Here is a 15,396-nt window from a genome sequence, read left to right as displayed (position 1 = left end):
TGACTGCGCAGGGGTCCGGTCTTAGGCCGCCCTAAGTTACTGGCCCGGTACGGCGGGTATCCACCCGTTGCGCCACTACCACCCGTTCGTGGGACGACTGTCCCGCAGGTGTTCGGTTGCCTGCGGTCTTGCGCCCCGTCGAGGGGTGGGTGTCGGGGAGGTGACGCGGACGCGACGCGGGTGCCGTCGGCGGCCTGCGACCACCCGACGACACCCGCGTCGGTCCACTCCTCGCGCGCTACTCCGCCGCGTTGGCGGCGGCCTCCCGGACCCGCAACGCCCGCCGCAGATCGTCGAGTTGGTCGTCGAGGGCGCGCCGCAGGGCGGGCGTCGGGTCGCCGCCGGCCAGGCAGCGTTCGCCGAGGCGGAGGGTGGCCTCCTCGACGCATGCGGCGGGGAACGCGTACCGGCCGGCGGCCTTGGCGAGGGCCGGCCCGCGGCGGGCGGCGAGGGCGGGGACCTCGGCGAAGTAGCGGGCGACGTAGGGGCGGAGCAGGTCCTGCTGCTCGGGGGCCCAGAAGCCGGTGGCGGTGGCGGTGAAGAGGTAGTTGGAGAGTTCGGCGTCGGCGTCGGCGGTGAACAGGGCGTCCCAGGCGGCCTGTTTGGCGGCCGGGTCGGGCAGCGCGGCGCGGCAGCGGGCGGCGCCCTCGCTGCCGGTGGCGCTGGGGTCGCGGGCGAGTTCGGCGTCGATGGCCTCGGGGGTGGTGGCGCCGAGGGCGGCGAGCCGGCCGAGGATGCGCCAGCGCAGTTCGTGGTCGAGGGCGGGGCCGCCGGGGACGCTGCCGTCGTCGAGCCAGCCCTGGATGGCCTCGGGGGTGGTGGCGCTGTCGATGAGGACGCGGACGGCGGTCAGCCGCAGGCCGGCCTCGGTGCCCTCGCCGGGGTCCTCGGTGCGGCGCAGGATCGCGCGGCTGAGGGCGGTGAGGGTGGTCAGGGCGGTGTGCCGGGCCTCCGGTGGGAGGTAGCGGTCGGCGATCTGGGTGCGGGCGAAGGCGAGCACGCCCTGGACGACGGCGAGGTCGCTCTCGTGCGGGAGGTGGTCGCGGGCCACGTCCAGGTAGGCGGTGGGCGCCAGTTCGCCGTCGCGGACCAGGTCGCGGGCGGCGTTCCAGACGACCGCGCGGGTCAGCGGGTCGGGTAGGCCGGACAGGGCGCGGGCGACCGCCTGCCAGGAGGCGGGGTCGAAACGGACCTTGGCGTAGCTGAGGTCGCCGTCGTTGAGGACGACGAGGGCGGGGGCGGCCTGGGCGAAGGTGCGCCGGGCGGGGTCGCCGTCCGCCGGGACGTCGATGTCGAAGCGGTCGCGCGGGGTCAGGCGGCCGGTGTGGGCCGGGTCCGGGTCGTAGGCGCCGACCGTGATGCGGTGCGGGCGGCTGCCGTTGTGGGCGAGGTCCAGGTGCCAGGCGCCGTCGTCCTCGACGAGGGTGGGGGTGAGGGTGTCGACGCCGGTGGTGCGCAGCCAGCGCTCGGCCCAGGCGTGGACGTCGCGGTCGGTGGCGCGGGCCAGGGAGTCGAGGAAGTCGGCGAGGGTGGCGTTGCCGAAGCGGTGCCGGGCGAAGTGGTCGTTGATGCCGGCGAGGAAGTCCTTCTCCCCCATCCAGGCGACGAGTTGGCGCAGGGCGGAGGCGCCCTTCGCGTAGGAGATGCCGTCGAAGTTGAGGAGGGCGGAGGCGGTGTCGGGGACGTCGTCGGGGGCGGGGGCGACCGGGTGGGTGGAGGGGCGCTGGTCGGCGTCGTAGCCCCAGCCCTTGCGGGCGACGGCGAAGTCGGTCCAGGTGCCGGTGAAGCGGGTGGCCTCGGAGAGGACCTGGTAGCCCATGTACTCGGCGAACGACTCGTTGAGCCAGATGTCGTCCCACCACCGGAGGGTGACCAGGTCGCCGAACCACATGTGGGCCATCTCGTGGGCGATGACCATGCCGCGGGTCTGGCGTTCGGTGTCGGTGACGGCGGAGCGGAAGACGAACTCGTCGCGGAAGGTGACCAGTCCGGGGTTCTCCATCGCGCCGGCGTTGAACTCCGGGACGAACGCCTGGTCGTAGGAGTCGAAGGGGTACGGCTCGGTGAAGATCTGGTGGTAGCGGTCGAAGCAGCGGCGGGTGAGGGCGAAGAGCTCCTCGGTGTCGGCGTCGAGGTGGGGCGCGAGGGAGCGGCGGCAGTGCAGGCCGAAGGGGAGGCCGGCGTGTTCGGTGCGGACGGAGTGCCAGGGGCCGGCGGCGACGGCGACGAGGTAGGTGCTGATGCGGGGGGTGGCGGCGGCGCGCCAGGTGCCGTCGGGGAGTTGCTCGGTGCGGCCGTTGGCGAGCACGGTCCAGGTGGGCGGGGCGGTGACGGTCAGCTCGAAGACGGCCTTGAGGTCGGGCTGGTCGAACGCGCCGAAGACGCGCTGGACGTCGTCCATGAACAACTGCGTGTAGACGTAACTCTCGCCGTCGGCGGGGTCGGTGAAGCGGTGCATGCCCTCACCGGTGCGGGAGTAGCGCATGGTGGCGTCGAGGCGCAGCTCGTGCGGGCCGGCGGCCAGGCCGGTGAGGGGCAGTCGGTTGCCGTCCAGGGCCGCGGGGTCCAGGGGGTGGCCGTCGAGGGTGGCGGCGTGGAGGGCGGCGGGCTTGATCTCGACGAAGGTGTCGCCCGGCTCGCGGGCGGTGAAGTGGAGGGCGGTGCGGGAGGCGAACTCCTCGTCGCCGCAAGTGAGATCGAGCGCGACCTCGTACCGGTGGACGTCGAGCAACTGGGCGCGGGCTTCGGCTTCGGGACGTTGCAGCATGGGGCGAGCTTGCCATGTCGGGCTTCCCGCGTTGGGGGTGTGGTGGGCACGAAGCCGGGCGGACGGCGGCGCGGGCGGCCACGGACCGGCCGGGGCCGGCGGAGTGCGCGAGGAGGGGTCACCCGTCGACGTGGGGTGGAAACGACGGGTCGGGGATGTGGGTGGACCAGCCGCCGGGGACGGAGCGGATCTGGCGGTCGCGGAAGCGGGCCGGGGCGAGGCCGACGCGGCGGGTGAAGAGGCGGCTGAAGTAGGCGGGGTCGTCGTAGCCGACGCGGCGGGCGACGGCCGCGACGGGGAGTTCGGTGGCGACGAGGAGTTCCTTGGCGCGGCCCAGGCGGATGCCGAGGAGGTAGTCCTTGGGGCTGCAACCGGCCCCGCGGCGCACCGCGGCCCGGAGTGCGGCGGGGGTCAGGCCGCGCCGGGCGGCGTGCTCGGCGATCGAGAGCGGGAGGAACGCGTCGCGGGCCAGGGCGGCCAGCACCGGTTCGCCGTCGGCGCCGGTGTCGGCGCGGGCGCGGCGCAGTGCGACGAGGAGTTCGTGGACCGCGGCGGCGGTCTCGACCTCCAGGAGGGGGTTGCCGCGGCGGGCGGCGCGGGCGATGCGGCCGATCGCGGCGCGGGCCGGCCCGGCGTCGGTGAGCGGGACGAGGGGGTGGTGCGGCTCGATGTAGCCGAGTTCGGTGTAGGTGTCGGCGGCGGGGCCGGTGAAGTCGACGAAGCCCTCGTCCCAGCCGGTGTCGGGGTCGGCGCCGTAGTGGTGCTCGACGCCGGGGATGAGCCAGAGCAGGGCGGGGGCGGTGACGGTGCGGCGGTGCCCGTCGGGGGTGGTGAACCAGCCGCGGCCGGCGCACAGGACGACGGCGACGTGGTGGTCGAGGGTGCGCGGGCCGACCGGCGGCAGGGTGCCGTGTTGCAGGCCGACGCCCAGGCAGACCAGGCCGAGCCGGTGGTGGAGCGGGCTCGGGGTGAAGTAGCGCATCCAGGTGCGGTACATGCCGGCCGGTCCTCCCCTCGCCGTGCGCCGCCACCGCGTCGGGGGCGGCGCCCCGCTGACGCCCCGAGCGCGCGCCTTCGCACGCGCGAAGCGCCCGGCGGCGATCCGTCCAATGGGCATCGATCTTTGTCCATGGACCGGCCGGCCGCCAGAGGGCGAGCGTTGTGGGGAGGCGATCGGGAGCGACGAGGCGGGAGGCGCGGGGTGCGGTTTGCCGTTGGGGAGCGGGAGTTCGAGGTGGACGGGCGGCCGGTGCGGCTGTTGTCGGGGGCGTTGCACTACTTCCGGGTGCACGAGGCGCAGTGGGGGCACCGGTTGGCGATGGTGCGGGCGATGGGGCTGAACTGCGTGGAGACGTACGTGCCGTGGAACTGGCACGAGCCGCGGCCGGGTGAGCTGCGGGACGTCGGGGCGCTGGGGCGGTTCCTGGACGCGGTGGCGGCGGCGGGGTTGTGGGCGATCGTGCGGCCGGGGCCGTACATCTGCGCGGAGTGGGAGAACGGGGGGTTGCCGTGGTGGTTGACGGGGGCGTTGGGGCGGCGGGTGCGGACCCGGGAGCCGGCGTTCCTGCGGGCGGTGGACGGGTGGTGGGAGGCGGTGCTGCCGCAGGTGGTGGCGCGGCAGTGCGGCCGGGGCGGTCCGGTGGTGCTGGTGCAGGTGGAGAACGAGTACGGGTCGTACGGGTCGGATGCGGAGTATCTGCGGCATCTGGCGTGGAAGTTGCGGGAGTTGGGGGTGTCGGTGCCGCTGTGCACGTCGGACGGGGCGGAGGACCACATGCTGACCGGCGGGGGCGTGCCGGGGGTGCTGGCGACGGTGAACTTCGGGTCGGGGGCGCGGGAGGCGTTCGCGGCGTTGCGGCGGCATCGGGCGCGGGGGCCGTTGATGTGCATGGAGTTCTGGTGCGGGTGGTTCGCGCACTGGGGTGCGGCGGCGGAGCCGCGGGGGGCGGCGGAGGTGGCGGCGCAGTTGCGGGAGGTGTTGGCGTGCGGGGCGTCGGTGAATGTCTACATGGCGCACGGGGGGACGAGTTTCGGGGGGTGGGCGGGGGCGAACCGGGCGGGTGAGGTGCAGGACGGGGCGTTGTTGCCGACGGTGACGTCGTATGACTACGGGGCGCCGGTGGACGAGCGGGGGCGGCCGACGGAGTTGTTCTGGCGGATGCGGGAGGTGTTGGCGGAGTACGCGGTGGGGCCGTTGCCGGAAGTGCCGGAGGCGCAGCCGGTGTTGGCGGGGGTGGTGGAGGTGGAGTTGTCGGGGTGGCTGGGGATGGACGCGGTGCTGGCGGGGTTGGGGGGTCCGGAGGTGTGCGCGGGGGCGCCGCCGACGTTCGAGGAGTTGGGGGTGGAGCGGGGGTTGGTGCGGTATCGGGTGGCGGTGCCGGGGCCGCGGGAGGCGTATCCGTTGCGGGTGGTGGGGCTGCGGGATCGGGCGGTGACGGTGGTGGACGGGGTGCGGGGGCCGGTGTTGGTGGAGGGGAATGAGGGGGAAGGGGAGGTCGCGGTGTTGGGGAGGGTGGCGGGGCCCGCGGAGGTGGAGTTGTGGGTGGAGTCGTTGGGGCGGGTCAACTACGGGCCGCGGCTGGGTGAGGCGAAGGGGATCACGGGCGGGGTGCTGCACGAGCGGCAGTATCTGCACGGGGTGCGGGCGCGGGGGCTGCGGTGGGACGCGTTGGAGGGGGCGGCGGGCGCGGCGGCGGTGGCCGGGTTGGGGTTCGGTGGGCCGCGGCCGGGGGCGCGGGGGTTGCACCGGGGCACGGTGACGGTGCCGCCGGGCGGGGTGGGGGACGCGGTGGTGGAACTGCCCGGGTGGGCGCGGGGGTTGGTGTGGATCGGGGGCTTTCCGGTGGGGCGGTATTGGTCGGTGGGGCCGCAGCGGGGGTTGTTCGTGCCGGGTCCGGTGTTGCGGGAGGGGGCGAACGAGGTGCTGGTGCTGGAGTTGGAGGGGCCGGACGGGGCCGAGGGGGCGTCGGGGACGGCAGGGGCGCCGCGGTTGGTGCCGTGAGGGTTCGGTGCCGCGGGCCCACGGGCCGGATGCCTGAGCGCGCGGCCGGGGCCCCGGACACCGGGCCCTCTGCCGCCTCACACACCCGGCCCCCGCCCTGCCTCACCCCTCGGCCACCCGAAAGGCATCGAGGGCGAACTCGGCCGTCCCGTCCCCGCCCGTCTTGCGCAGCCCGACCCAGACCTCGCCCTCCTCCGGCGCGGTGAACTCGTAGCTGAGGGTGGCGGGTTGGGTGGCGACCGGTAGGGGGTGCCGGCTGAGCTCACGGGCGTCGGGCGCGTCGACGGCGGTGATCCAGGCGTACTGGTCGGCCTTCTCGTTCTCGTAGCGGAGGGTGACGCGGTAGCGGCGGCCGGGGGCGAAGCGGACGGTGTGCGGGACGGTGCGGTAGACGAGGCCGGTGTTCTCGCCGCGGGACTTCAGGGACTGGGTGCCGTCGATGACGTCGTCGATCGCCTTGTCGTTCCAGCCGCGTTGGGTGTACGGGGCGTGGCGCTGGGCGATGTGGGTGCGGGGGTCGGTGGAGCCGCCGGCGTCGCCCTTGACGAAGGGGCCCCAGCCCTGGGGGACGGCCTCGAAGTCCTCGTGGACGAGGGTGCCGGGCGCGGTGGCGGGGCGTGGGGCGGGGACGATGCGGACGGCGTCGAAGCGGATGCGGGGGCGGCCGGGGGCGGCGGTGAGGGCGAGGGTGGCGGGGCCGCCGCCGTCGGGGACGGTGAAGCGGGTGGTCAGGCGCTGGAAGCGGGTGCCGGTCTTGCGGTCGGCGGCAACGTAGTTGGGGGCGGTGGAGGTCTCGGTCCAGTTGGTGGCGGTGACGCCGTCGGGGGTGCGGATCTCCAGGGCGGCGCGGCGCCGCTCCCCCGCCGTGGCACCGACCTCGACCTGGACGGAGGCGGCGTAGTCGCCGGGGGCGAGGCGGGCCAGGCGTTGGGCGACGGTGGCGGCGGGGCCGGGGCCGATGACGAGTTCGTAGTCGCCGCGGTCGTTGCGTTGGACGGTGGCGGGGCCGGTGGTCTGCCAGGCGGTGAGGTCGCCGGCGTGGAAGCCGGGGTCGGTCAGCGGGGTGCCCTCGCCCCAGTGGGGGTCGGGCGGGGCGGGGGCTTTCGTGCGGTAGAGGACGTAGGCGGTGTCGGGGCGGGCGGTGAGGGTGATCCGGCCGCCGGTGACGGGGACGGGCCGGTGGTCGGTGCGGCCCTGGTCACAGAGGCGGTAGGCGTGGACGGTCCGGGTGCCGGTCCAGCCGCGGGGCAGTTGCCAACTGGTCTGCCCGCCATGGGGGTTGTAGTGGTAGAGCTTGGCGGGGTCGGTGGCGCTGCGGGGTTCCCAGGGCAGCAGGTAGCTGCCGCCGTCGTAGACGAGGCGGCCGTCGGTGGTGATGCGCCGGGTGCCGTCGGTGTCGGTGACGGTGGTGCGGGTGGGGCCCTCGAAGGTGATCTCGTGGGCGCTCCAGGTGCGGATGGGGTACGCCTGGAGGTATTTGGCGGGCAGGGCGTCGTTCCAGACGATGGCGTGGAAGGCGTTCCAGTCGTTCTTGCCGGTCCAGCCCTCGAAGTTGCCCATCCGGGGGGCGCCGAGGAGGGTGGGCCACTTGTCGGCGAAGACGTCCTTCTGGTGGTTGCGGAGGAAGCGGATGAGCTGGGAGTTGATGCCGCGGGAGGTGTCGGGGCCGTAGTCGGTCTCGTTGGCCCAGTGGGACCAGAGGGCGGAGCGTTCCAGGCCGTGGCCCCATTCGGTGGCGACCCGCCAGCCCTGGTCGCGCAGGTGGCGTTGGAGGCGGTCGGAGTTCCAGCCGGATTCGCGGAAGACGTCGAGGTAGACGGTGTTCAGGGCGGGGTCGGTCTCCCGGCGGAGCTGGGCGAAGCGGGCGGCGATGTCGCCGGAGACCAGGTCGCGGCGGGCGTCGATGCGGTAGGACTGGTCGAGCCAGTCCCATTGCTTGTCGTGCTTGTTGACCAGCCGTTCGGAGAAGGCGTGCGCGACGGGGTAGGACTCGGTGGCGTTGACGTGGACGGCGAAGTCGCTGTGCCACTTCTTCCCGGCGCGCAGCAGGGTGTTGAGGTCGGCGAGGCCGCCGGCGCGCTCGTTGTAGTTGCCGCCGTAGTCGGGGTGGGCGGAGTCGTGGCCCTCTGATTGGTAGCCCTTGAGGAGGGTGAACTGGCGCAGGCCGTCGGTGGCCAGGGCGATCCGTTTGACGTTGTCGAGGGTGGCGAGGAACGGGTTGGTGGCCTGGCTGGCGAAGTTGAAGGGGATGTGCGGGACGACGCGCAGGTGCTGGGTGTCGGCGCCGAGCGGGTTGACCATGATGTCGCGCAGGGCGAGGGCGGCGTCCTGCCAGTCGGTGCGGCCGTCGCCGTTGCGGTCGCGGGTGAGGATGACGGTGGCGTACGGGAGGGGTTCGGTGGCGTCGGCGGGTTGGCCGGCGGCGCGGTGGGTCCATTGGCCGGGGGCGAGTTGGGCCGTCAGGTGGCCGTCGACGCGCAGGGTCTGGTGCCAGAGGCGGCCGTTCTCCCAGGCGGTGGGGGTGGTGGGGGTGTCGTAGACGGTGTTGGTCTCGATGGCGGCGGCGAGTTGGTCGGTGGCGACGACGGCGTAGGCGCAGCCGGTGGGGGCGGCCTCGACGGGGGTGTGGGCGGTGAGAGAGACGAGGGTGTCGCCGCTGGTGGCCTTGTCGAGTTGGAGGCGGGCGGCGAGGAGGTGGGCGCCGGGCTGGTCGCTGCGGACGCTGAGCAGGGCGAGGCCGGGTATCTGGAGGGTGCCGACGGGGAGTTTGGAGGTTTCGGTGAGGTCCGTCAGGCGCCAGGTGACCTGCCAGTCGTGGACGGCGATCTCGACGGTGAGGGTGGTGCCGCCGTCGAGGGCGAGGGTGTAGGTGGCGCGGTCGGTGCGGGCGCGCTGGGTGACGCGGGGGGTGTGCGGGCGGCCGTCGATGAGGAGTTGGGTGACGGGGGTTTCCTGGCCGTGCAGGACGGCGCCGGTGGCGCGGTCGGTGTAGGAGACGATGCGGGGGAAGGCGGGGTCGACGCGGACCTCCAGGGCGGTGGAGCGCAGGACCGTCGGGGCGGTGCGGGGTGCGGCGGTCGCGGTGCGGGTGCCGAGGGGGAGGGCGGTGGCGACGCCGGCGAGTGCGGTGGCGGTGACGAGTTGTCTGCGGCTGGGTCCGGGCTGTGCTCTCACGCGCGTCCTCCTCGGTGGCGGTGCGGCCTTGTCGGCGGACAGCGTGCGGGCCGGGCGGGGTGCGGGCCCATGGACTGAGGGGTACCGGGTGTTGGACAGATGCGACCGGCGGGGGCGGCTCAGCGGTCGGTGCGGCCGGCCGGCGGGAGGAGGGCGGTGACCTGCCAGCCGCCTTCGGGGGCGGGGCCGGCGGTGAGGGTGCCGCCGAGGGCGTCGGCGCGTTCGGTGAGGCCGGCCAGGCCGAAGCCGCCGCCGCGGGACTGCTGTTCGGTCGGGCGGGCGGGGGTGCCGCCGTCGTTGGCGATGCGCAGTTCGGTGCCGCGGGGGGTGGCGTGCACGGTGATGCGGACGGCGGTGGCGTCGGGGGCGTGCTTGCGGACGTTGGTGAGGGATTCGCGGACGATGCGGTGGACGGCGGCGGCGACTTCGGGCGGCAGGGTGCGGTCGAGGCCGGGTTCGAGGTCGAGGGTGACCGGGGGGCCGGTGCGGGTGAAGGCGTCGGCGAGGGTGCGGACCTCGGCGAGTCCGGCGACGGGGGTGGTGCGGGCCTCGCCCTCGCGCAGCACCCGGACCAGGCGGCGCATGGCGCCGAGGGCCTCGTCGCCGGCGGTCTCGATCCGGGCGAACGCGTCGCCGGCGCGCGCCCCGTCGAGGGCGGTGAAGCGGGCGGCGCGGGCCGATACGACGATGCCGGTGACGTGGTGGGCGATGACGTCGTGCAGTTCCCTGGCCAACTCCAGGCGTTCGGCGTCCCGTACGGCGGCCAGGTCGCGCAGCCGTGCGGCGTCCTGCCAGCGCAGGATCATCGAGTAGGCGGTGACGACGACGGTGAGGACGCCGTAGACGACGGTGAAGACGCCCATCCGGATGTCCCGCATGGGGGCGAGGACGCAGGACAGGCCGAGCAGCGGGCCGAGGACGGCGGCGGTGCGGGCGGGGGCGCGCTGCACCACCGCGGTGAGCAGCACGAGCAGGGCGATGCCCTCACCCAGGCCCCAGACGCGCAGGGCGTGCTGGCCGGCGATGAGGACGGCGGAGGCGGCGAGGGAGACCGCGACGGCGATGCCGGCGCGGCGGGTCAGCGGGATGCGGCGGGAGGGGACGGCGCACAGGCAGACCACGACGGCGGCGGCGACGACGATGGCGTGCGGGTGGGTGGGCTGTCGGGCCAGGGCGACGGTTTCGAAGCCGACGAGGAAGAGCAGGACGGCGGCGAGGGCGACCTTGGCGGCGGTGGCCTTGTGGGGGTGGGCGCGGGCCCACCCGGTCAGTGGGCTCATTCCTCGGTGGCCAGCCCGGTCTCCCAGGCCCAGGCGGCGATCTCGACGCGGTTGCGGGCGGCGAGTTTGGCCTGGACGTTGGCGAGGTGGGTCTTGACGGTGGAGAGCGAGACGTGCAGGGCGTCGGCGATCTCGGCGTTGGTGCGGCCGGTGGCCAGGGAGCGGACGACCTGTTCCTCGCGGTCGGTGAGGGGTTCGGCGGGCTGTCGGGCGGGGGCGCGGCCGGTGGTGGGGGTGCGTTGGCTCAGCAGGCGCAGGGTGATGGCGGGTGAGACCAGGGCGTCGCCGGCGGCCGCGGCGCGGACGCCCTCGACGAGCAGGGCGGGGCTGGCGTCTTTGAGGAGGAAGCCGCAGGCGCCGTTGTGGAGGGCGGCGTGCACGTACTCGTCGAGGTCGAAGGTGGTGACGATGACGATCTTGGGGCGGCCGTGGAGTTCGGGCTGTTCGGCGGCGCGTTCGGCGAGCCGGCGGGTGACCTCCAGGCCGTCGGGTCCGGGCATCCGGATGTCGAGCAGCAGCACGTCGGGGCGGAGGCGTTCGGCGGCCTCCAGGGCGGCGTCGCCGTCGGTGACGTCGGCGAGGACCTCGATGTCGGGCTGGCTCTCCAGGATCATCCGGAAGCCCGTCCGGACCATCTCCTGGTCGTCGGCGATGACCACGCTGATCGGCATGGCTCCATCGGACCGGTGGCGGTGGCGGCCCGCAAGCCGCGGCGGCGGATGGTGGTACGGGCAGGGGCCCGTGGGGGGTGGCCGGGCCCCTGCGCCGGTGGTGCGGGGTCAGCCGAGTTGGGCGACGGCCTTGGCGATGTCGGCGGCGAAGGTGCTCACCTCGGTGTAGACGCCGGGCTTGCCGGGCCGGGCGCAGCCCTCGCCCCAGGAGACGATGCCGACCTGGATCCACTGGCCGGCGTCGTCCTTGCGGAACATCGGGCCGCCGGAGTCGCCCTGGCAGGTGTCGGTGCCGCCGGTGTCCAGCTTGCCGGCGCATATCTCCTCGCCGGGCGTGAGGGAGTCGCCGTACGCCTGCTGGCAGGCGGCGTCGTCGATGAAGGGGACGGCGGCCTTGAGGAGGTAGCGCTGTTGGTCGCCGCCTTCCTTGTCGGCGCCCCAGCCGGCGATGGTGAAGTCGCCCTTGTTGTAGGTGCCCTTGTCGGCGGTCTTGAGGGTGGGCTGCTCGATCGGCTTGGCCAGCTTGATGAGGGCCCAGTCCTTGCCCTTGCCGTTGTAGCCGGGGGCCTGGAGGACCTGGGTGGAGTTGGCCTTGACGCCGGCGGGGTCCTGGAGGTCGACGGCGCCGCCGGTGGCGGTGATGGAGGTGTCGGGGCCGCTGCCGTCGACGCAGTGCGCGGCGGTGAGCACGATGTCCTTGGCGTACAGGGCGCCGCCGCAGCCCATCGACAGCCGCACCATGAACGGGAATTCGCCCTGGTCGGCGCGGGTGCCGCCGACGACGTGGGAGTGGGCGGAGCCGCCGGGGGTGGGGGCGGGGGCGGCGTGCGCGGCGGCGGGCTGGAGGCTGACGGCGGCCAGGGCGATCGCGCCGGCGGCGGTGGCTCTCTTGAGGTGCTTGGGGTGGGTGCGCAACGTGCTTCCTTCCGTGGGGGGTGGAGAAACGAAGCGTCATGACAGGCTCATGCCAAACCCGACACCGGGCACGGCCCCGCAAAATCCGTGTGAACGACGGCAGCACTCGGCAAAACATCCGGGCGCCTTGGCAATGAACCCGTAAAGCGCCCTGTGATTATGTGGAGCGGGGGAACAGGGTGACAAGGGTCAACATCCGGCCAACTCCCGCACCCCGCGCGCCCGGTGGGCCCCGGTGCCGCCGCACCGGCGCGGGTCGTAGAGTGAGCGGATGACCACCGGCGGCAGCGGGATCGCGCACGGCTTCCCCCATCTCGACACGGTCCGCGCGGCCCTCACCGCGCTCTTCCGCCGGCTGTCCCACGACACCGTGAGCACCTTTCCCACCAGCGTGCTCCCCGTCGACGTGGCCTTCGACGACGCCGAGGACATCCACCTGGGCGCCCAGCGGGTGGCCCGCGCCATGGTCCACCACCTGCATCTGCCGGACGCCAGGATCGTGCTCACGTTCCGCGAGATGGAGCACGCCGCGACCGTCGAACTGACCGCGGGCCCCGAGTACTTCATCGAGCTCAACGACCGCTTCCGCCGGCACCGCAAGGACATCGGCGCCGCCCTGGCCCACGAGGTGACCCACGTCTGGCTGCACCGGTTGGACCTGTCCTTCCCCGGCACCCGCGACAACGAGATCCTCACCGACACCGCCGCCACCTACCTCGGCGCCGGCTGGCTGCTGCTCGACGCCTACCGCGAACACGGCCCGTTCTCCCAGAAGTTGGGCTACCTCACGCCCGAGGAGTTCGGCTACGTGCTGGCCAAGCGCGCCGACTTCTTCGACGAGGACCCCTCGCCGTGGTTCACCAGCCCGCAGGCGTACGACGCGTACACCGCGGGGCGGGCCCGGTCCCGGCAGGACGCCCACCGGCCGCCGCTGGCCGGCGCCGGCCTCGCCGCCCGGCTCCGCTACGCCAAGGACCGCCGCGCGGCCCAGGCCCGCCCCCGCACCACCGGGCCGACCGCCGGCCCGGGCGGGGGCTACGCCTTCGAGTCCGCGGGCCCCGGCACGACGCTGCGGGTCTCGTTCCCCTGCCCGGCCTGCTGCCAACGCATCCGCGTCCCGGTGCGCGGCCGCCTCCAGGCCCGCTGCGGCCTGTGCAAGACCCTGCTGGACTGCGACACCTGACGCCGCGCCAGGCAAGTGCGACGGTTCAGATCCAGCCCTCCAGCCCGGCCAGGAACCCCGCCAGGTCATCCCGGTGGATGGTGTGCCCGGCGCCGACCACGGTCCGGACCGTGAAGCCCCGGCTGACCAACTCCTTCGCCGCCTCCTCGGTGAACAGGAACCCCTCCCCCGCGATCTGCACCAGCGACGGCACCACCGGCCGCGCCGGCGTCCGGTCCCGCAGATGGCCGCCGGACAGGGCCAGCGCCGTCCCGGTGTCCCAGTCGGCGAGGGTGGCCAGTTCGACGTCGACGTCGGCGTCGTCCCAGCCCGGGTTGAAGGCCCGCACCCGCGCCCGGTCGGCGGTCTTGAACGTCACGAACACCGCCGGGTCGACCGCCTGCCCCACGCCCGCCAGCGACCACGCCGGGTCGCAGTAGACCGCCCGTCGCGGCCGCAGCCGCTCGGCGGCCAGGGCCAGCGCCAGCCCGCCCAACGAGTGCCCGACGGCGACCTCGACGCCGGTCGGCAGGGTGTCCACCAGGTCGTCGGCGAAGAGTTCGGGGCCGTAGTCGCCGCGCGGGCTGCGGCCGTGACCGCGCAGGTCGACGCCGATGACGCGGTAACCCCGGTCGGCGAGGGCCGGGCCGACCCGGTGCCAGGTGCGGTGGTCGGACATGATCCCGTGGATCAGCACCGCGATCCGGTCGCCGGCGCCCCACTCGTGGGTGTGCAACTGCATGCCGTGCCTCTCTCCCGCTCGTCTCCCGCCCGCTCCGGGGCCCGCTGACGGCCCGAAGGGGCCGTGACGGCCGAAATTACACGTGCCGGTGGTGGGCAGGGCGTAAACGGCACGGCGCCGGCCGCGCCCCGTCGCCCGACGCAGCCGCCGACCGCCCGCGGAGCCGACTGACTCCCGCGGTCAACGTCCGCCGCACCGCCGCGACTTCACCGCCAGTCCGCCTCCGGTGTGGCCGCCGACAGGAGCGCGCGGGCGCCGGTGCGGACCGGCACGCCGTGCGGGACGCAGACCGTATCGACGTCGTCCAGGGCCGTCAGCCGCCGGAACGAGGCCAGGGCCCGCGCGCGATCGACGTTGAAGGGGCCGAACAGGACCCGGGAGCCGGTGGGGTCGGTGGCGATGGTGTCGCCGGGGAACAGCAGCCGGCTCTGCGGGAGATGGAGGGCGATGGCGCCCTCGGTGTGGCCGGGGACGTGCAGCACCCGGACCGGCTCGGGCCAGTCGTCGAGGGTGTCGCCCTCGTGGAGCGGGGTGTCCACCCCGACGTGGCGCAGCGGCGGCATCGCGCCGGCCGCGAGTTGGGCCATGACGCCCTCGTGCACGACCTGTTCACCGGGGATGAGGTCGAGCGGCGGCTCGGGGCGGGCGCCGCTGATGACGGGGGCGTCGAGGGCACCGGCCAGGACGCGGGCGCCGGTGGCGGCGACCAGGTCGGCGGCGGAGCCCATGTGGTCGAGGTGGTGATGGGTGAGCACGATCTGCCGGAGCGCGGCGGGGCCGCCGCCGAGCCGGTCCAGCGCGTCGAGGATCGCGGGGGCCGAGCCCGGTATGCCGGTGTCGATCGCGGCGAAGCCGCCGTCGGTCAGGGCGACGAGGTACACATGGCCTACCAGGAACGGGAGTTGCCAGATGTGCGGGGTGATCCGGGTGAGCGCGTCCATGATCGGACGCTAACCGCCCTCGGCCGGGCGCGGTTCGGTTTGCGCCCTGGGCGGATTGAGCGCACGGCCAAAAGCGGCGGGGCTCGGCGGTGCGGTCCGGGCCATCGGGGCGGAACCCGTCGTGCCCCTGACGCGTCCCATCCGCGACCGACCCCGAGGAGGCACGTCATGCAGCACACCGCACATCGCTCCCGCACCCGAGCCACCGCCCTGGTCGGCTGCCTCGCCGCGACCGGCGCCCTGGCGCTCGCCGGCTGCGGCAAGGCCACCCAGACGGTGCACAGTTCGCCGCCGCAGCAGCGCGCGGACGCCTTCGCCCAGCGGGCCGCGCAGGTCGTGCGGGACTGGCCGAAGGTCGCGCCGGTCCCGGGCCGGCAGGAGGCGCTGCTGCCGCTGGCCGGCGCCGACCGCCCCGCGACCGCGGACGCCCGGGCGCTCACGGTGACCGTCGGCCACAGCGCCTGCGACGCCCACTACGGCGCCCGCGTCCTGGAGTCCAAGGACCTGGTGGTGGTCTCCGGTTGGGGCAGGAAGAAGAACCCCAAGGCCATGTGCACCGACCAGTTGGCCACCCACAAGACGACGGTGCGGTTGAACGGCCCGTTGGCGGACCGCAAGGTGGTGGACGCGGCCACCGGCAAGCAGTTGCTGAAGGGTTGAGCCGAGCGGCCCGGGGCCGCGACCCGGGCGGCGGGCGGTCGCGGGGTTCGCCACGGAGCGCCCTCGAAGCCCTAGGCTCCCGT

The 15,396-nt window shown here is 74.4% G+C and carries 11 protein-coding genes; 3 read left to right on the top strand and 8 right to left on the bottom strand.

Going from position 1 to position 15,396, the window contains the following annotated elements; all coding sequences use genetic code 11:
• Window positions 1–238 precede the first annotated feature (238 nt).
• Both pepN and PV796_RS28290 read right to left on the bottom strand, forming a co-directional pair.
• On the bottom strand, window positions 239–2,767 hold the full coding sequence (pepN, locus tag PV796_RS28295; RefSeq protein ID WP_274916216.1) for an aminopeptidase N: 2,529 nt from the start codon (window positions 2,765–2,767) through the stop codon (window positions 239–241).
• 118 nt (window positions 2,768–2,885) lie between these two features.
• Entirely contained in the window at window positions 2,886–3,764 is an 879-nt protein-coding gene (locus PV796_RS28290) for a helix-turn-helix domain-containing protein (RefSeq protein ID WP_274916215.1), read from the bottom strand.
• A 204-nt stretch (window positions 3,765–3,968) separates the two neighbouring features.
• Between PV796_RS28290 and PV796_RS28285 the strand changes: the two genes are divergently transcribed.
• Complete coding sequence (locus PV796_RS28285; RefSeq protein ID WP_274916214.1) at window positions 3,969–5,768, top strand: glycoside hydrolase family 35 protein; 1,800 nt, start codon at window positions 3,969–3,971, stop codon at window positions 5,766–5,768.
• 102 nt (window positions 5,769–5,870) lie between these two features.
• Here PV796_RS28285 and PV796_RS28280 read toward each other — a convergent pair whose 3' ends face one another.
• The 4 genes from PV796_RS28280 to PV796_RS28265 all read right to left on the bottom strand — a co-directional run bounded on the left by PV796_RS28280 (window position 5,871) and on the right by PV796_RS28265 (window position 11,808).
• On the bottom strand, window positions 5,871–8,942 hold the full coding sequence (locus PV796_RS28280) for an endo-alpha-N-acetylgalactosaminidase family protein (RefSeq protein WP_274916213.1): 3,072 nt from the start codon (window positions 8,940–8,942) through the stop codon (window positions 5,871–5,873).
• Window positions 8,943–9,061: 119 nt separating this feature from the next.
• Window positions 9,062–10,213 carry a sensor histidine kinase gene (locus PV796_RS28275; protein WP_274919282.1) on the bottom strand — a complete coding sequence of 384 codons (1,152 nt, stop codon included), beginning with the start codon at window positions 10,211–10,213 and terminating at the stop codon, window positions 9,062–9,064.
• Window positions 10,214–10,218: 5 nt separating this feature from the next.
• Entirely contained in the window at window positions 10,219–10,893 is a 675-nt protein-coding gene (locus PV796_RS28270; protein ID WP_274916212.1) for a response regulator, read from the bottom strand.
• A 108-nt stretch (window positions 10,894–11,001) separates the two neighbouring features.
• Window positions 11,002–11,808 (bottom strand): S1 family peptidase, encoded by an 807-nt coding sequence (locus PV796_RS28265; RefSeq protein WP_274916211.1) that lies wholly within the window; start codon window positions 11,806–11,808, stop codon window positions 11,002–11,004.
• Between the two features lie 271 nt (window positions 11,809–12,079).
• Here PV796_RS28265 and PV796_RS28260 point away from each other — a divergent pair, with 271 nt between their 5' ends.
• Window positions 12,080–12,991, top strand: coding sequence for a hypothetical protein (locus PV796_RS28260; protein ID WP_274916210.1), 912 nt, complete (start codon window positions 12,080–12,082; stop codon window positions 12,989–12,991).
• 25 nt (window positions 12,992–13,016) lie between these two features.
• Here PV796_RS28260 and PV796_RS28255 read toward each other — a convergent pair whose 3' ends face one another.
• Entirely contained in the window at window positions 13,017–13,712 is a 696-nt protein-coding gene (locus PV796_RS28255; protein WP_274916209.1) for an alpha/beta hydrolase, read from the bottom strand.
• A gap of 206 nt (window positions 13,713–13,918) precedes the next feature.
• Window positions 13,919–14,653, bottom strand: coding sequence for an MBL fold metallo-hydrolase (locus PV796_RS28250; protein ID WP_274916208.1), 735 nt, complete (start codon window positions 14,651–14,653; stop codon window positions 13,919–13,921).
• 168 nt (window positions 14,654–14,821) lie between these two features.
• On the opposite strand from PV796_RS28250, the gene PV796_RS28245 reads away from it, so the two are divergent.
• Window positions 14,822–15,313: a hypothetical protein gene (locus PV796_RS28245; protein ID WP_274916207.1), complete on the top strand. Its 492-nt coding sequence runs from the start codon at window positions 14,822–14,824 to the stop codon at window positions 15,311–15,313.
• Window positions 15,314–15,396: the final 83 nt, after the last annotated feature.

This window comes from Streptomyces sp. WZ-12, from assembly GCF_028898845.1.
Lineage (GTDB): Bacteria > Actinomycetota > Actinomycetes > Streptomycetales > Streptomycetaceae > Streptomyces.
The sequence above is the reverse complement of the archived record's forward strand: the minus strand, read 5'-3'. Positions and strand labels throughout refer to the sequence as shown.